This is a genomic window from Thermoanaerobacter uzonensis DSM 18761, from assembly GCF_900129115.1.
Classification (GTDB): domain Bacteria; phylum Bacillota; class Thermoanaerobacteria; order Thermoanaerobacterales; family Thermoanaerobacteraceae; genus Thermoanaerobacter; species Thermoanaerobacter uzonensis.
In genome coordinates this window covers 227,522-245,372 of the sequence record NZ_FQUR01000006.1, presented here as the reverse complement: position 1 = coordinate 245,372, position 17,851 = coordinate 227,522, and the positions used below count along the sequence as shown (strand labels likewise).

The 17,851-nt window shown below is 34.0% G+C and carries 19 protein-coding genes and 1 other annotated feature; of the genes, 2 read left to right on the top strand and 17 right to left on the bottom strand.

Features of this window, described 5'->3' with window-relative positions:
• Window positions 1–12: 12 nt before the first annotated feature.
• Window positions 13–1,011 (bottom strand): inorganic phosphate transporter, encoded by a 999-nt coding sequence (locus BUB32_RS01215; protein ID WP_072966732.1) that lies wholly within the window; start codon window positions 1,009–1,011, stop codon window positions 13–15.
• Window positions 1,012–1,229: 218 nt separating this feature from the next.
• On the opposite strand from BUB32_RS01215, the gene tlp reads away from it, so the two are divergent.
• Window positions 1,230–1,487, top strand: a complete 258-nt coding sequence (gene tlp, locus BUB32_RS01210) for a small acid-soluble spore protein Tlp (protein ID WP_009051883.1) — start codon at window positions 1,230–1,232, stop codon at window positions 1,485–1,487.
• A gap of 14 nt (window positions 1,488–1,501) precedes the next feature.
• On the opposite strand, the gene BUB32_RS01205 is transcribed toward tlp, so the two are convergent.
• From BUB32_RS01205 to BUB32_RS01170, 8 genes are all read right to left on the bottom strand, one after another.
• Window positions 1,502–2,425 (bottom strand): pseudouridine-5'-phosphate glycosidase, encoded by a 924-nt coding sequence (locus BUB32_RS01205; protein WP_006569248.1) that lies wholly within the window; start codon window positions 2,423–2,425, stop codon window positions 1,502–1,504.
• Window positions 2,422–3,525 carry a PfkB family carbohydrate kinase gene (locus BUB32_RS01200; RefSeq protein WP_003869897.1) on the bottom strand — a complete coding sequence of 368 codons (1,104 nt, stop codon included), beginning with the start codon at window positions 3,523–3,525 and terminating at the stop codon, window positions 2,422–2,424. The genes BUB32_RS01205 and BUB32_RS01200 overlap by 4 nt, the downstream gene beginning before the upstream one ends.
• A 158-nt stretch (window positions 3,526–3,683) precedes the next feature.
• Entirely contained in the window at window positions 3,684–4,004 is a 321-nt protein-coding gene (locus tag BUB32_RS01195) for a nucleotidyltransferase domain-containing protein (RefSeq protein ID WP_072966730.1), read from the bottom strand.
• 91 nt (window positions 4,005–4,095) lie between these two features.
• Complete coding sequence (locus BUB32_RS01190; protein ID WP_003867032.1) at window positions 4,096–4,419, bottom strand: AzlD domain-containing protein; 324 nt, start codon at window positions 4,417–4,419, stop codon at window positions 4,096–4,098.
• Window positions 4,401–5,102 carry an AzlC family ABC transporter permease gene (locus BUB32_RS01185; protein WP_072966728.1) on the bottom strand — a complete coding sequence of 234 codons (702 nt, stop codon included), beginning with the start codon at window positions 5,100–5,102 and terminating at the stop codon, window positions 4,401–4,403. The genes BUB32_RS01190 and BUB32_RS01185 overlap by 19 nt, the downstream gene beginning before the upstream one ends.
• A 351-nt stretch (window positions 5,103–5,453) precedes the next feature.
• The gene (leuS, locus tag BUB32_RS01180) at window positions 5,454–7,904 is read right to left on the bottom strand and encodes a leucine--tRNA ligase (RefSeq protein ID WP_072966726.1); all 2,451 of its coding nucleotides are present in this window, start codon (window positions 7,902–7,904) and stop codon (window positions 5,454–5,456) included.
• 52 nt (window positions 7,905–7,956) lie between these two features.
• Window positions 7,957–8,167: a binding site (T-box leader), on the bottom strand.
• Window positions 8,168–8,231: 64 nt separating this feature from the next.
• On the bottom strand, window positions 8,232–8,987 hold the full coding sequence (locus BUB32_RS01175; RefSeq protein ID WP_072966724.1) for an ABC transporter permease: 756 nt from the start codon (window positions 8,985–8,987) through the stop codon (window positions 8,232–8,234).
• Window positions 8,984–9,709, bottom strand: a complete 726-nt coding sequence (locus BUB32_RS01170; RefSeq protein ID WP_072966722.1) for an ABC transporter ATP-binding protein — start codon at window positions 9,707–9,709, stop codon at window positions 8,984–8,986. Before BUB32_RS01170 ends, BUB32_RS01175 begins: the two co-directional genes overlap by 4 nt.
• Before the next feature lie 170 nt (window positions 9,710–9,879).
• Here BUB32_RS01170 and BUB32_RS01165 point away from each other — a divergent pair, with 170 nt between their 5' ends.
• Window positions 9,880–10,368: an ECF transporter S component gene (locus tag BUB32_RS01165; protein WP_072966720.1), complete on the top strand. Its 489-nt coding sequence runs from the start codon at window positions 9,880–9,882 to the stop codon at window positions 10,366–10,368.
• A gap of 552 nt (window positions 10,369–10,920) precedes the next feature.
• Here BUB32_RS01165 and BUB32_RS01160 read toward each other — a convergent pair.
• The 8 genes from BUB32_RS01160 to BUB32_RS01125 all read right to left on the bottom strand — a co-directional run bounded on the left by BUB32_RS01160 (window position 10,921) and on the right by BUB32_RS01125 (window position 17,684).
• Entirely contained in the window at window positions 10,921–11,883 is a 963-nt protein-coding gene (locus tag BUB32_RS01160) for an acyl-CoA dehydratase activase (RefSeq protein ID WP_042834126.1), read from the bottom strand.
• Window positions 11,884–11,889: 6 nt separating this feature from the next.
• Window positions 11,890–12,987 (bottom strand): acyl-CoA dehydratase activase-related protein, encoded by a 1,098-nt coding sequence (locus BUB32_RS01155; protein WP_072966718.1) that lies wholly within the window; start codon window positions 12,985–12,987, stop codon window positions 11,890–11,892.
• Window positions 12,988–13,971: an acyl-CoA dehydratase activase-related protein gene (locus BUB32_RS01150; protein ID WP_072966717.1), complete on the bottom strand. Its 984-nt coding sequence runs from the start codon at window positions 13,969–13,971 to the stop codon at window positions 12,988–12,990.
• A gap of 51 nt (window positions 13,972–14,022) precedes the next feature.
• Entirely contained in the window at window positions 14,023–14,607 is a 585-nt protein-coding gene (locus tag BUB32_RS01145) for a TetR/AcrR family transcriptional regulator (protein WP_072966715.1), read from the bottom strand.
• Window positions 14,608–14,689: 82 nt separating this feature from the next.
• The gene (locus tag BUB32_RS01140; protein ID WP_072966713.1) at window positions 14,690–15,229 is read right to left on the bottom strand and encodes a flavodoxin family protein; all 540 of its coding nucleotides are present in this window, start codon (window positions 15,227–15,229) and stop codon (window positions 14,690–14,692) included.
• 95 nt (window positions 15,230–15,324) lie between these two features.
• Window positions 15,325–15,456, bottom strand: a complete 132-nt coding sequence (locus BUB32_RS01135) for a hypothetical protein (RefSeq protein WP_234949191.1) — start codon at window positions 15,454–15,456, stop codon at window positions 15,325–15,327.
• A gap of 17 nt (window positions 15,457–15,473) precedes the next feature.
• Entirely contained in the window at window positions 15,474–16,493 is a 1,020-nt protein-coding gene (locus BUB32_RS01130; RefSeq protein ID WP_072966711.1) for an arsenic resistance protein, read from the bottom strand.
• A 96-nt stretch (window positions 16,494–16,589) separates the two neighbouring features.
• Window positions 16,590–17,684, bottom strand: coding sequence for a TDT family transporter (locus BUB32_RS01125; protein ID WP_072966709.1), 1,095 nt, complete (start codon window positions 17,682–17,684; stop codon window positions 16,590–16,592).
• Between the last annotated feature and the right edge of the window lie 167 nt (window positions 17,685–17,851).

Sequence of the window (17,851 nt, the reverse complement as noted above, 5' to 3'; positions counted from 1 at the left end):
TTTTCACCTCACTCATAAAAGTTTGGTCAAACCATAAATTAAATAAGAGATTATAAAAGAAACGGGAATTGTTATGAACCACGCCATAATCATTCCCCTGGCAAACTGCCATCTGACAGCAGTAGGCCTTTCTTTCGCCCCAATACCTAAAATCGAAGAGTTAATTAACTGTGTCCCACTGATTGGTGCACCAATGATTGATGCTATACTTACAACTGAAAGGGAAGAAAGCTGTGCATTAAAGGAATGAAAAGGCTTTATTCTGTATATTCTTGTTCCTACACTTTTGATCATCCTAAATCCTCCTAATATAAGTCCTAAAGAAATCATTAAAGCTGCCATGTATTTTATGTTAAAAGGTACTTCAAAATTATGAGTTTGTCCCTTTATCATCATTAAAATAACGATTAAACCCATTCCTTTTTGGGCATCATTTGACCCCTGTCCTGCATTAAGAAAAAAGAGAGTAAAATATTGCAGTTTTTTTAGCACGTTATTCGCTTCCGGTGTTTGATTTTTCAATATTTCTGATAAAAAAAACGTTACTAAATATCCCATAACAAATCCTATTATAGGAGACAGAAACAACGGAAGAATAGCTCTAAATAGTATACCTTGTACATTTATTGAGTTATAACCATATTCTAAGACAAAAGGACCCAACATTCCGCCAATTAACGCATGAGAAGAACTAGAAGGTATTCCAAAATACCAAGTGATAAAGTTCCATGTCATGGCACCTATTAAACCGGATAATATCAATAAACTAATAGTGGAACCGCTTTTAAATAAATACTCATATTTTACAATATCCTTTGCCATTGTTTGACTGACATTAGTACTTATTATTGTTGTACCCAAAAATTGTGCAACAGCTGCAAGAATAAAAGCTTTTTTTGCATCTATAGACCTTGAAAATATAATAGTAGCAACAAGATTTCCTTCGTCGTGAAAACCAGTTACAAATATATAAAAAAATATTACTATGATTGTGATAGAATAAAAATCCATGACATCACCTCAAGTAAAAAAGTATATATTTAACTTTTATTTTACGCACAAATACTTAACACAATTATACAAGTTATTTACATGTACTTCAAATTTCAAAAAACACAAAAAGCATGTTTTAAAATTTTCTGCACTTAAAAACATGCTTTTCTACAATACATATAAATATTCTTTATGAACAAAATAAATATGAGAAATTTTAAAATTGGGGTGATGTTATGGCAAAGGAAAATGATAAATACACAAAACCTCCAAAGCCGGATGACCGCTCAGATAATGTAGAGAAATTGCAACAGATGATACACGATACTATAGAAAATTATAGAGAAGCAGAAGATTACCTAAAATTACACGCAGAAGAACTTTCTCCTGAAGAAATAGAAAGGATTAAGCAGAAAAACAAAAATAGGCTGACAAGTATACAGAACATGAGAGAAGAAATAATAGATGAAGTACATGACAACGACAAAAAGTAGGTATAAGAGGCGGATTACGCCTCTTTATACAATTTATTTAATTCAATGGCAATTTTAGCACCTACATGGGCATTATTTTTGACAAGTTCAATATTAGCTTTTAAGCTTTTACCTTGTGTCAAATCTTTTATTTTATCCAACAAAAAAGGCGTTATTTCTTTACCTTTTATATTTCGCTTTTCTGCCTCATAAAGAGCATCTTCTATTGCTTTATCTATATAAGCTTTATCCAAGGCATATTCTTCTGGAATAGGATTTGCAATTAAAATTCCACCTTTGAGGCCTAAATCCCATTTTGTCTTTATAATTTTTGCAGCCTCTATTTCGTCCTCCACTTTATAATCAACTTTAAGTCCGCTTTCCCTTGTATAAAAAGCTGGAAATTCCCAAGTTTTAAACCCTACCACAGGAACCCCAAAGGTTTCAAGGTATTCAAGAGTACGTGGGAGGTCAAGTATTGCCTTTGCACCTGCGCATACAACTGCTACGTCTGTATTTGCAAGTTCTTGTAAATCAGCTGATATATCAAAAGTCTGTTCAGCTCCTCTGTGGACACCTCCTATACCTCCTGTAACAAACACTTTTATGCCTGCAAGATTTGCACAAATCATTGTTGCGGAAACTGTAGTCGCTGCACTAAGTCCTTTTGCTAAAACTACGGGTAAATCCCTTCTGCTAGCTTTTAATATTTCTTTTGAAGTTCCCATAAATTCGAGTTCTTCTTCGCTTAAACCAATTTTTATTCTTCCATTTATAATGGCAATTGTAGCAGGTATAGCTCCATGTTCTCTTACAATATTCTCCAAAGTTTTAGCCGTCTCAATATTTTCAGGATAAGGCATTCCGTGAGATATTATAGTAGATTCAAGTGCAACAACAGGCTTCCTTTCTTCCATTGCTTCTTTAACTTCTTTTGACAAATCAATAAACTTATTCATTTTACAATCTCCTTTACTATATTTTTTAATTGATTTTCATTTAAAAATGGATTTACTGTATAAGGTGAGGATATTGTAAGAGATGCCGCAGCAAGACCAAGTTTTGCCGATACATCCAGAGTATAGCCATTAAAAATACCATAGACCAAGCCAGCCGTCAAAGCATCTCCTGCACCTGTAGCATCAACAATTTCGGCTTGATATGGTTCTATAAATTTTTCAACTTCTTCTGAAGAAATATATACCCCTCTTTCTCCTAAAGTTACTATGACATTTTTGACACCTTTTTGTCTTAAATATTTAACTGCTTTTTTCATATCCTCATCATTTGCTATTTTAACTCCAGATATCGATTCAAGTTCTTCTTTATTTGGAGTTACATAATCGATTTTGTCAAGTACACCTATTAATTTTTTTGCTTTGTCGATGGAAACGGGCTCTGCCACTACAGGAATATTATTATTGTAGCAAAGCTCCACAATATATTTGATGCTGTCTTTGGGAATATTTGTATCAAAAACTACAATCTCACTATTTTTTATAACTTCCATCTTGGACTCAAGATATTGTATATTTAACTCTTCTAAAATGTCCATTCCCGAAAGAGCCACATCCATATCACCAATTGCATTAAGAATGGCAAGATATATACCTGTACGCCTTGTATTTGAAATTACAATCTGTTCAACATTTACCCCTGCTTGCCTTGTCTCCTCAAGAAGCCTTCTTCCTTCATCATCATTGCCCACAACGCTCAAAAGTGTAACAGGTAAGCTAAGCTGTGCAAGGTTGTGAGCAATATTTCTTCCTACACCGCCAGGTGCTATGTTTATGTGTCCCGGATTTGAAGTATGCTGCTTAAGCTCTGAATAGGGTTTACCTTTTATATCTATATTTGCTCCTCCAATTACAGTAATACCTTTAAAGTCCCTCACCACATAGCCTCTTCCTAATATAAAGCCCTTTTTCATGAGGTTTGCTATGTGCCCTGCAACAGCTGACCTGCTAATACCCATAAGCTGTGCTAATTCTTCTTGAGAAATCATTGGATTTTTCTTTATAAATCTCAATATCTCTTTTTCCCTCTGTGTCAATGCCACATCAATACACTCCCAAACAATTATTTGTTTATCAAACATTTGCAAGTATATTATATCACAAAAATGCAAATAAAAAAACTGCTTATTTTAAAAAGCAGTTTCATTTCAATTTTCTTAATATTTCTTCCCTCAAACTACTCACTATTTGAAAAGCTTCTTTAGCCATATATAATCTTTCCTTCCTTTATTATAGTTGCAGTAAAAGACCTATCATCTTTTATTACCTGCTTTAATTCATCACTAGTATATGTCAAAATATCCAATGGTTTATTAACAAATCCAATTATCTCTCTTAGTTTAATACGTCGTTGAACATTATTTAAATCTTCTACTCCATCCCATATAATCAGCAAATCAATGTCAGAATTTTCATCATTATCATTCTTTGCTGTGGAACCGAAAAGAATGATAGCCTTTGGGTTGATAGTATCAATTAACTTCTCTTTTATCTCATTAATAATGTTCTCAGCCTCATTCATAAAAAACACCTCTAGCTCATCTTTCGTAAATATTATATCATACAACCAAATTTTTTAACAATAATATGTATTATCCAGAAATCATACCAAGCTACTTAATAATATATGATAAAATCACATAGCTAACAATACCAACAACAACAGGTGTAAATAGCTTCCTCGTAAAATATGCAGCTATAAATGTCGGTATTGCTGAAAGTAAATATACATTTGATAAATCTAAAAATAATTTTTCATCTTTAATAAAAATTACTGGAAATAAAAGAGCTGAAAGAACTGCCACAGGCACATACTCAAGAAATGACTTTACAGCCTGAGGAAGTTCTATTTTAGTTAAGCCATAAACAGGCATAAATCGTGGAATATATGTAACTAAAAACATCCCAATAACACTTATTATAAATTTCGTACCCATTTGTCAAGCAATACCCCCATTCCTGCACCTATTAATGCAGCTGCAATGACATTTGTATTTCCTGGTAATATAAACATCAAAGTTATAGACAGCAAACCCGAAAATATACTTATAAAAACTTTTTTATACCCTGATATTTGCATAAGTAGCAATGCAATATACATTGCGGGAAGCGCAAAATCAAGTCCTACGTTTATAGAGCCTCCTATTAAACTTCCTGATACAGCACCTAAAAATGAAGAAAATACCCACGCTGTATAGGAGGTTAAAAATAGTTGGTAGAAATAACCTTCAGTGTATTCAGAGTTACTTTGCAAATCTGTAATCGCAACAGCATATGTCTCATCAGTAATAAAAAAAGATAATATTGGTATATGTTTCCTCGATATGTGTTTCATATACTGCGATAGTGATGTACTATATAAAAAGTGTCTCAAATTCACTATAAATATTGTAGATACCAATGTAACGATACTTGTTCCTGCACTAAGCAAACTTATACCAATAAATTGTGCTGAACCCGCATATACAAAAAGAGACAATGCCATCACTTGTGAAATAGTAAAACCGCTTTTCACGCCAACTAGTCCATAAGCAAAACCTATTGGCAAATATCCTAACACAATAGGTAGTGCACTTTTAACTCCATTTATACTCTTTTTAACATCACTATCTACTATCATAATTTACTCCCTCACCATCACTAAAAATATTTATTTAAAAGCAGGAGCATACCTCCTGCTTCAGACTGTAGACAAACTTTCGAAAATAGGATATTTTGCAATCGGTGCGACTTGTGACAAAGCGTCAACAAAACTTAACAAGACCGAGGGTGGAGGCAGGGCCGTAGCCACGGATGGCGGAGGCGGGCACTAAGACAGGGATGTCGAATGTGCCCGGTACCCTGCCGGAACCCGAAGGTCGAGTTTAGTTTTGTCGCTTTGGAACATCGGAGTGACGATGCAAAATATCCTATTTTAAAATTTTTTGACTTTGTCAACAAACTGAAGCAGGAGCATACCTCCTGCTTTAGTTTATTTCACAACAATATTTACAAGCCTGTTTTTGACGACTATGACCTTCTTTATCTCTTTTCCATCCACATATGCTTTTACATTTTTATCTGAAAGAGCGAGCTTTTCTACTTCTTCGTCAGTAGCATTTGAAGGAACTTCAATCCTTCCTCTTAGCTTGCCGTTTACCTGGACAGCTATCTCTACAACATCTCTTTGTAGAGCTTTTTCATCCCACTCAGGCCATTTCTGATTAAAGACAGAATATTCACGCCCAAGTTTTTCCCACATTTCTTCAGAAAAATGAGGGGCAAATGGCGCTAAAAGTTTTATTAAATCTGCCACCACTTCTTCATAAAACTTGATATTTTTAACTTCCACATCTGCCTCGTATTTATAAAGGGCATTTACCAGTTCCATTATCCTCGCTATTGCAGTATTAAACTGAAATTTGTCCGCATCTTCTGTGACACTTTTTATAGTATAATGTCTTATATAGTTTAATTCTCTTTCTTCTTCTCCCATTTCATCTTTAGTTTTACTGGAATTATTTCTTATTTCAATGAACTTCTCTATGAATCTTTCCACTCTGTTGACAAACCGAGCAATAGCCTTAATACCATCATCATTCCACGGCCCACCTTCAGAATAAGCAAATCCAAACATAAGGTAAAGCCTGAATACATCAGAACCGTATTCTTTAATGTATTCGTCAGGTGAAATGACATTTCCTTTAGATTTACTCATTCTGCTTCCATCAGGTCCCAATATTGTGCCTTGATGCACTAATGATTTAAAAGGTTCATCAAAGTCAAGATATCCCAAGTCTCTTAAAGCTTTTGTGACAAACCTTGCGTACAAAAGATGCATTGTCGCATGCTCTGCTCCACCTACATACTTGTCAACAGGCAACATTTTATTTATCCATTCTTTATTGAAAGGCTCTTTGTCGTTTTTGTTATCGGGATATCTCAAAAAGTACCAGGAAGAATCTACAAAAGTGTCAAGAGTATCGGGGTCTCTTAACGCTTTGCCTCCACATTTTGGACAAGTAACGTTCATAAAGCCTTCATGCTTTTTAAGTGGAGACTCACCTGTTGGAGCAAATTCCACATCATAAGGAAGTAACACTGGCAAATCTTCTTCTGGGACAGGGACTATGCCACAGCGTTCACAGTGAATTACAGGTATTGGAGCCCCCCAGTATCTCTGCCTTGAAACAAGCCAGTCTCTGAATCTGTAATTAACCTTAAAAGAAGCTCTACCTTCTTGTTGCAATTTCTCTACAATCTTTATCCTTGCCTCTTCTGATTTTATACCTGTAAATTCTCCACTGTTTATAAGCACTCCATACTCAACAAAGGGTAGACTGTCGTCCACATCTCCAATTCCTTTTATCACTCTTTTTATAGGAAGGTTGTATTTTGTTGCAAATTCATAATCTCTTTCATCATGGGCAGGAACAGCCATGACACATCCTGTTCCATATGTTGCAAGGACGTAGTCTGCTATCCAAATAGGGAGTTTCTCTCCCGTCAGAGGATGAATCGCGTATGCTCCTGTAAATACTCCTGTCTTTTCTTTTTCAGTAGACAACCTTTCAATTTCACTTTGTTTTCTCGCGTACTCTTTATACTCCTCAACAGCTTGTTTATATTCATCTGTAGTAATTAAATCCACAATCTCATGTTCTGGAGCGATAACTACATACGTCGCTCCATATAACGTATCAGCCCTTGTTGTAAACACCTTAAATGTCAGGTCTTTGCCGTCAACTTTAAATTCTATCTCTGCTCCATCCGACTTTCCAATCCAATTTCTCTGCATTATTTTTGTCTTTTCAGGCCAATCAAGTTCATCCAGTTTTTCAAGGAGTTCTTCTGCATAAGCAGTTATCTTGAAAAACCACTGAGTCAAATCTTTCTTTGTAACTTCAGTACCGCACCTTTCACATTTTCCATCTATAACTTGCTCGTTTGCAAGAACAGTTTGACAGCTTGGGCACCAGTTTACTGGAGCTTTTTTTCTATAGGCAAGGCCTGCCTCAAAAAGCTTAAGGAAAATCCACTGTGTCCATTTATAATAGTCCGGCAAGCAAGTTATTACTTCATAGTCCCAATCAAAAGTTGCCCCCATTTCTCTTAACTGCTTTTCCATCGTTCTTATATTTTCCATAGTTGAATCATAAGGATGTATTCCTGTCTTTATTGCATAATTTTCTGCAGGAAGACCAAAAGCATCAAACCCCATTGGATGAAAAACTTCATATCCCTGCATCCTTTTAAGTCTTGCCCATGAATCTGTAGGACCATAATTGTACCAGTGCCCTACGTGAAGTTTAGCACCTGATGGATAAGAAAACATCTCTAAACAGTAAAGTTTTTTGTCCACATTTTCAGGATTAAACTTGTATAACTTTGTTTCTTCCCATTTTCTTTGCCACTTTCTATCGACTTCAACAGAATACGCCATATATTTCACCTCTAACTTAATTTTAATTTTATTAAAAAAAGCCCTTCATCTCATAAGAGACGAAAGAGCTACTCTTCCGTGGTACCACTCTTTTTGGCGCAAAAGCGCCCTCTCAAACCTGTAACGGCGGTAACCGTGCATACCTACTACAATTTAGTATGCCTGCTCCCTGGCGAGTTTCGGCATCTTAGGCTACCGTTTTACACCCACCAACGGCTCTCTTAAAGCTTACAATGCCTACTGCTCCACTTCATCGCATTTAAAAAATTGATTTGTACATTATTTTATTATAAAAGAAAAATAAATGCAATATCATTTTAAACAATATTATTGTAAATCAATCACTAATTGATGATGTTTTGTAAAAAAGTTTCTATAGGTGAGAAAAGTAACACTAAAACATGAAATCGCTACTGTTGATGCCAGCATAAAAGTAACCATTATCTGGTACTTGACTGCCTCTATAGGGTCCACTCCTCCCAATATGAGACCTGTCATCATCCCCGGCAATTGCACGATACCCAGAGTTTTCATGCTGTCAACTGTTGGAATCATCCCAGTCTTTATCGCTGTCTTTATCACCTTTTGAGCCGCTTGTCTTGAAGTTGCACCAAGTGATAAATACGCTTCTATCTCCTCTGACCTATTTTTTATCTCATCCTTTAACCTTGAAACAGCAAGTCCTGAAGCTACCATTGAATTTCCTATTATCATTCCTGATACAGGTATGACTTCCTGTGGCCTAAAATGAATATTTCCAAACAAAATGAGTAAAGAAATTGTAATCGCAGCACTTAAAGCAATCGAAAAAGTGATAAAATAAAAGACATTTGGTATTCCCTTTCCTCTCTTTGAAGCATTATTTCCAGCAACTACTATCATTAAAGTCACCATTGCCAAAGTAAACAAAGCGTTGTTTGTAGCAAATATGTAATGTAAAATGTACCCTACTATTGTAAGCTGTACAACCGCCCTTATGGTACCTATGAATATTTCCTTTTCAATTCCCAGTTTCTGATAATAAGAAATAAAAATAGATATTAGCACAAGACTTGAGGCCAATGTTAAAGATAATACACTCATTTAACTTCCTCCTTTAATTTACCTTGTATAAATAATTCTGTAATTTCATTTTGGGGACTTGTAAAAAAATCATGAGTTTTAGCATATTCTATTAATTGCCCTTTGTTAAGCAATGCTGTGTAATCTCCAATGCGCTTAGCTTGATCTATATTATGAGTTATCCAAATAATCGTCAAATTAATTTTTTCCTTTAACTCAATCATCAACTTCTCTATTGTTTCTGTAGAAGTAGGGTCAAGGGCTGAAGTAGGCTCATCAAGTAAAAGGGCTTCAGGCTTATTTGCAAGAGTTCTAGCTATAGAAACTCTTTGCTGTTCACCTCCTGATAAATTTTTCACATCCCTTGTAGCATATTCATTGTTTAATCCCACAATACTCAAATAATACTTCACATCCACATTTTTTTCGCCTTTAAGCATTGGCCCATACTCAATATTTTCTTTGACTGTTCCTTCAAAAAGATGAGGCTTTTGAAAAACCATTCCAATCTTTCTTCTCAAATCTATCACGTCCATTGTTTTAATATCCACGTCGTCTATTAAAATACTGCCATGGGTTGGATCTATCAATCGGTTTATCAGCTTAATAAGAGTTGATTTTCCAGCTCCAGAAGGGCCAACAATAGTATGTATTGCTCCACCTACAAACCTTATAGAAATGTTTTTCAATATTTCTTTTTCAGAAGTGACGTAACTAACCTCTTTAAATTCTATTTTTTTCATACAAATCACCTCTATTGTAACAACTGTTACATTTATATTTAAATTGTATCCTTTCTTTGTGTGAAAGTCAACAAAGCTAAAAATTTCTTTTCAACTTTGATATTTATTTGACATTCTTTTGCTAAAGTAATAAAATATAATTGACAATAAGAGGAAAGGAGGCGATTTGTGTGAATACAAAATTTATAACAAGAACAGCTATCCTATTAGCTATTACTTTAATATTTCAGTTTTTAAAAATGCCCCAACTTATAACAGGTTCTATCGTTAATGCAATGCTTCTAATTGCCGCTGGTACTGTTGGAATGTGGTCAGGAGTGACAATAGGACTTTTAACACCGGTAATTGCATTTTTAGTAGGCATAATGGGATTTCCTTTAATGATTCCTTTTATAATGGTAGGTAATGGGTTATATGTAATGCTCTTTTCAACACAAAAAAACAAAGTAATAGGAATGATAATAGGTGCTGTAGTTAAGTTTATATGGCTTGCTTTATCAGTAAAATATATAATGCAGCTCTTTAACGTAAAAGTTCCCCTAAAAATTGTACAGGCTTTTACAACGCCTCAACTTATAACAGCTTTAATAGGAGGTACATTAGGAATTATAATAATTGCATTGCTTGAAAATTATTTCAAAAAAGCGAAAGAGCAATAATAAAAACAAGGGAAGACGGTTTTCTTCTCCCATTGTCAGTTTGTTGACAAAGCCAAAAATTTTTAAATAGGATATTTTGCATCGTCACTCCGATGTTCCAAAACGACAAAACTAAACTCGACCTTCAGGTTCCGGCAGGGTACCGGGCACATTCGACATCCTTGTCTTAGTGCCCGCCTCCGCCCTCCTTGGCTTCGGCCCTGCCTCCACCCTTGGTCTTGCTAAGTTTTGTTGCCGCTTTGTCACAAGTCGCACCGATTGCAAAATATCCTATTTTCGAAAGTTTGTCTACAGTCTAACAACGGGAAAAAGGTTTTATTCTTCTCCCCTTGTTTGGTAAACTAATTCGGAGGCTTTTTATATTACTAACCTTTTCTATTTATCAGCCCAACATTCTCGCAACATTCATATTCCATCTGCAAAGTAACATGATGTATGCCAAAAGTTTCATCAAGAATAGTTTCAATCTGATCCATTAATAATTTTGCTTGACTTAATTTAATGTCCTATCGTTTCATCTACTATTTCAAAACTTTCAAAGCCTCCTTATGCTTATATGACAGAATTTGAATACCTTCCACATCTATCTCCTGTCATCGCTATTACTTTGCCGTTTGCTTTAATTTGTATTATTTCACATTCATTAGGACAAGCTTTGCAAATAAAACTCGTCGTCTCAAATTTCTCCTCTGAAACCTCAAACCCTTTAAACTTAGTAGAATTGCCTGTCCGCTTCATTTCATCTTTTGCCAACATCGCTATTCCTATTGCTCCCATAATATCGTAATACTTTGGCACAATTACTTCGTGTCCCACTTCTTCTTCAAACGCTTTTTTTATCGCAATATTTGCCGCAACACCGCCTTGGAATACAAAAACTGGCTTCAATTTTCTTCCTCTTACAAGATTGTTCATATAATTTCTCACTAAGGCCTTAGAAAGACCTTTTAATATTTCAGCTTTACTAAACCCGTATTGCTGTTTCGATATCATATCAGATTCGGCAAAGACTGTGCATCTACCTGCAATTCTCACATCTCGCTTTGCAGTCAATGCAATTTCACCAAATTCTTCAATCTTTATACCCAGTCTTTGTGCCTGATGGTCAAGAAATGACCCTGTACCAGCAGCACAAACCGTATTCATAGCAAAGTCAGCTATCGTACCATCATTTATAATAATAAGTTTTGAGTCCTGTCCGCCAATTTCAAAAATAGTACTAGCATCTGGATGAAAGTGTAATGTAGCAGTAGCATGGGCCGTAATCTCATTTTTTATTACATCTGCACCAAGAACGTATCCAAGAAGCTGTCTGCCACTTCCCGTTACGCCAACCCCACCTATTTCTTTAGTTGCCAATTCATTGTGTAATTTGGCTAGTTCATCCTTTACAGTATCAATTGGTTGCCCAACATTTCTTACGTACGAATTGAATAATACCTCATTATTTTCATCAATGGCTACAACTTTTATACTTACTGATCCTACATCAACACCAATATATATTTTCTCCACTTTTGTCTACCTCGCTATCCTTTTTCTGTGTTTTTTTAGTTTTATAACATCTAAAAAAGCTTCTATTCTCGTTAATACATTGGCAATAGCCATTTGTTCATCTACAGAAAGTGACAAAATTGGATAGTCATATTCTCTCATTATTTTATCTATCACACTTTGAGAAACAAGTTCTGGTAAACATCCAAAGGGTTTTAAATGAACAACTCCATCAAATCCTCTTTCCATAAAATCAATTATTGCACCTACAGACTGTTTGGCATGCCCACCAATTATTATCTCTATGTATTTCTCACCTTTTTTCAATATTTGATGTTCTTTCTCTTTGTAAGAAGGCAAAGGTATTAGATTAAAGTCAATCCATTCGGAAATGTAATGAGACCTTTCCACTTCTGCACCATAAGCATTTAAAACTTCTTCTATATTACCATTTATGGAAGGCTCCATCACAACATATATTTCTCCTACTATTCCAATCCTTATTTTTTCTTCTTCCGGTACTTCACAAATTTTTATACTATTCAACCTCTCAATTGCCTTTCTTTCAACTTTTTTCACATCTTCAGAAGACTCTATTCTTCTATACTCTTCTGTAATTTCATGCCATGCCTTAGTAAACTCTCCCTTATTACACTCATAAGCTCTCTTGGTCTCTACGAATTTCTCTACTTTGTCCATCGATTTTGCCATGTCATATACAATTTTTACAGTTTTAATAACCTGCCGCCATGAATTATTTCCTTTTATCTTTTTTACATTTTCCATAAAAGTCTTTAAATCTCTCTTGGGCTCATCAAATATTATAAATTCGACATCATATCCCATATTTTTAAGTATTTTTTTCTGAGCCTCTCCATAGTAACCGGCCCTGCAGGGACCATTCCCACCAGAAGTCACTATAGTATCCGCTCCTAATTCTAAAGCCTCAAGATAAGTCCCTAAAATAACCTTTAAAGGAAAACAAGCAAATTCAGGGCTATATTTTACCCCATAATCTACAGTTTTTTGTGAAGGCTTCGGGGGAGTTATCACTTCATGTCCTAATAATGTAAAAAGTTTTTCATACATATAAGGAGAACCCATATAAGGAAATGTTATCTTCACTTAAATCACGCCTTCCATCGATTTTTCAGCTTTATATTTTTTAATCCTTATAAGGTCCGTAAATGCCTCAACTCGTGTAATTACGTGGCTTTCACCAGTTTGTTCATCAATTCTTAAAGTCATAAAAGGTTTTTTGTGCTTTTCAGAATCTATAGTTAAAAAAGGCTCAAGAATTGAGTCAGGACCGCATCCAAAAGCAGTAATATGAATAATGCCGTCAATGTCATCTCTTTCCATAAACTCATAAGCCGTACCTAAGAGCATATTGCTAAACTCCCAAAACATATTTTTTTTAAATTTTTTCAATTGACGTTGTATTATCTTTTCTTCCATCATATCAAAGGTCACAACTTTTATATTGAGCTTGCGAAAAACATTAAGCAAGTCCATATTGACAAATCTATCATAAACATTATATACATAACCAATTAGACCTATTGTAATATCACCATCATATTTTTTTGGTTCATCACTCGTCAAAAGCTCATTTATATCATATCCTTGCCTATTCAAAGTTCTAAACTCAAGCCATTTATCTCGTGCTTTCTTTAAAGCATTTTTTAAATCTTTTCTACTCACACCCAATTTATCGATAAAAACTGTGTAATTGTGAAACTCTGATATGTCAGTACTTTTTGACACTATGTTATGAGTCAAAATTTTATTCTCAATGCCATCAAAAAGACCTTTTATCATGTCAGGCAACCCCATAAATTTAGGGCACATAAATATACCTTTCCTTAAGCTTACAAACCTAGGAATATATATGTAATCAACACTCTTATCCAGCAAATTTAAAACATGCCCTGTATATACCTTCATAGGTACACATATTTCCGCAACTGCTTCTTTTACCCCTATGTCTAAAATACTTTTTGAAGTATCGTCAGAGGTGACCACTTCAAAACCAAGGCTTTCGAAAAGAGTTTTCCAGAATGGATAATAAAAATAATACATTAAAGCTTTTGGAATACCTATTTTCATTATTTGCTCTCCTCTCCTCCAAGTACATCATATATCATATTTTACACTACTTCAATCACTTTTTTCTATTGCTTTTACAAAAATTTCTATGCTTTTTTTAACAAATTCTCTATCGCTAAAGCCAATTAGCTTGTTACCATAGGAGGCATTCATTAAAACAAAACCGAAATTCAATGATATAAAAGCAAAGGCCAAAAGTTCAAAATCATCAGTATTTAATAATCCTTTCTCATACATTTTTTCAAAATACTTTATCAAAACTTCTTTAAAGCCTTTTGGAATCCTGATCATATATTCTTTTACCTCTTCGAAAATTTCTGGACTTCTCAAACCTATCATGATTTTCGCTTTTTCTTCTGTAAAATTTTTATGATATTCATGAGCCAACATGAGTAGGTCTTCTTTTAAATTACCAGTACAATTGTCTAATATTCTTTCATCTACAGGCTTTAATAATTCCAGCTCTTTTAATGCATAAAGCACTATATCTTTTTTGCTTCCAAAACATCTGAAAATTGTAACTTCATTTACACCAGCTTCTTCTGCAATATTTCTTGTAGTTGTAGACTTATATCCTTTTTCAGAAATTAGTTTTAAAGTAGACATAACTATCTTTTCCTTCACCGAATCGCCCATTAAAACACCTCACAATATGTATGCAAGTAATTGCTTGCATACATATTATAACATATTTAAGCAAAAAACAAAATATACCTTGCTATTTAATTCCTAATATTTCTCCAAGTTCTAATATACGCTTTCCCAATCTTTTCGTCGCCTCTATTGCTTCCGTATCATTTAAAATTTCTCTTTCTCTATAAGCAATACCACAAACGCCTCTATTTGCAGGAATCATATCATGCTTAAGGAAAAACGCATTTATAGCCGTTATAGCACTTTCTTCCCCATATTTTCTACCCACTACAATAGCACCGCCAATTTTGTTTCTTAACTGTCCTTTTATACACCAAGTTCTATCTATAAAAGCCTTAAGTTGAGCAGAAATGTTGTTAAAAAAAACTGGACTTCCTATTACAATTGCATCACTTTTTAAAAGCATTGGTATAAGTTTTTCTGTCATCTCATCTTCTATAGGGCACTCCCCATCCTTTTGGCAGGCCCAACAAGCCAGACAAGGCTTTATATCATACTCTATAAGTTTTATAAATTCTCCTCCCGTAATTGACATGGTCAATTTTAAAAGAATGTCAGTGTTGCTCTTTTTCCGTGGACTTCCGGAAATATATAAAATATTCATCTCCTCACCCCTTTCGTGTCTTTTAATATTTTATACCAATTTTTCAACTTGTTTGACGGCATTCTTTTATAGAAATAATATTTACTGGAAAAACATTAAAAGCTACTTAACGCTTTTTCTGCTGCTTCTGCTATTATTTCGCTGAATGTTGGATGTGTGTGTATGGTTGCCGTAATATCTTCAACTTTTCCGTTCATTCTGATAACTTGCGTTGCTTCTGCAATCAACTCTCCATAGTAATTGATTATTCTTCTGAGATTCTTTTATTTACGGGTTCATAATACTTCTTTATCCAAGGCCCTAATTTAAGATATAAAATCAGTAAAATAATCTGAAAGATAGGCATAGTAGCTGCTGGTATAGCAACCATAGGAGAAAAAGCGGCAGTAGCTAGTGCAACAGCAGTCCCATTATTTTTCCCTGTACTAGCAAATACAATTGCCATATGTTCTTTATACGAAAAGTGCAATACTTTATTAAGCCATGTAACAAATATCAGTGTAACTGCAATAAAGATAGCATTTGGAACAAGCAAAAACAATATTAATCCTATTTTATCAACAACCATACCAGCTTTACTAAAGAATATCAAGAAAATTAAAATGTACATTGAAATTATAGATATAGATGGAAAAATTGGTTGTATATTTTTAAATTTCTCTTCTCCAAAAGCTCTCACTACCAAAGTCCTTGTTAAATAACCTAACACCATTGGCAAAATAAGAACTTCTAATATAGACATAAGTAGTTGACCTGTCGGTACAGGAACATTCGTATGAGAAGCAAAAATCCTCATCCAAAATGGAACTGCAAAAATTGCCGCAATAAAACTTAAAGCCACAATCATAGTGCTTAATTCAACATCTCCTTCAGCAAGACCTGTATAAGTAATGCTCATACTTGAACAAGGAACCACCATAACCAATAAAAATCCAATTGACAAAGTAGGATCTTTAATCATATATGTTGCAATAAAATATCCAAAAATCGGCGCCCAAGCAAAGTTATATATCAAACTTAATAACAATGCCTTCCAATTTTTCATTGACTTTAAAAGCAATTCAAGTTTAACATTTACCATCATAGGATAGATGATAAAGAAAACTGCAATAGTATTTAAAAGAGTTAAAAACTGCTGATTTGCTTTTACCCATAAAGTAGCGCTATGCCCATAGCCTACCCATACACCAGCAATAATTAATATCAAGGTATAAACAAGCATCCAATTATTGAGATGGCTTTGCAATTTTTTAAGATTAACCATTTCTTACACTCCTTTTAGCTTAAAAAGAACTTTTAAATATTCGATTTATCAAATATTTAAGTTAAAATATTTTGGCCTACTGGCCAAAATATCCAACTATCTTTTATTACTTTCTGGTGGAACCAATAGTGTACCATTAAGCGTTCCAATCAAAGACTTTATAAAAGTGCTTATCCACAATATAGCAAGTAAAATTGCTAATAATACTGTATACCAATATATAAGCTGTATTTTTGTATACATAAATACACTAAAAGCTGACAAAGTATATGCTGACAGTGGAAATATAAATGCCCACCACGAAAGTGAAAAAGGTATTCCACCTTCCATAAGATATTTAATTGTTATTATAACAGTAAGCACAAATGCCCAAAGTCCAAAACCCCATAAAATTAGTGAAAGCATCTTTAAAGAATCTGCCACCAAAATTAACCCTATTTCCTTCGAAGCGTCAGCAATACCCATCAAACTTACAGTTCCTACACCAATAGGACCAAGTATAATCCAGAAAGTTGGCGTTGCCATGGCATGCGGCATTGCATGATTTATAAATCTATTCAAAATAATACTACTAAGTATAACAAAGAGCATTAATCCAATTCCATAAAAAACTATATCTGTAATATTTATTAATTTTGCCAATTCCATATTTTTAGCAGCATAAGCCTTAACTAAAAGATTCCCTAATAAAGGCACTACAATACTTGCAACAGGAGTTATATACCATGAGTAATTTGTAAGCTCAGGACCTATACCCTCTGTTATCATCATATTGTATGTTACAAAAACTCCAAAAATTAAGGCAAGAGCTACACCATATATCCACAAAATTGTGCCCAAAGTCACAATAAATGCCATGCTAAAATATTCCTTACCTATCATAAAAAAGTTTGTTCCAAGAATTAAACCTCCTACAGGCATAGTAACAAAAAAGTTAGACATAACAGGATGCTTTAAATCCTCTATTAATTTATCAAAATGTAAAAACCATCTTCCTACCCACGGAATTATAAATATTAAAAACAAAAATATATTTAAAAAGAAAAGTGCTACAGCTACTGGTTTTAAAAAAGGCATTTTTGCACTTAACAAATAAAGAACATTAGCAAATCCACCAGTACCCATAACGGATGCATACCATGCCGGTGAAAAGTGTCTTATAATGCAGTTAAAGCATATTCTGTGTTCCATTGATCGTACCTCCATTAATATATTCGAATTAACGAATATATTATATCAGCATAATTAACATATGTCAACAACTAAGTAGATAAATACTTTATAACTTTCCCTAAAAAGTATGACTTCGATTGTTGCTAAATATTTTTTTTTACAGCATTAGCAACAATCGAAGCCTT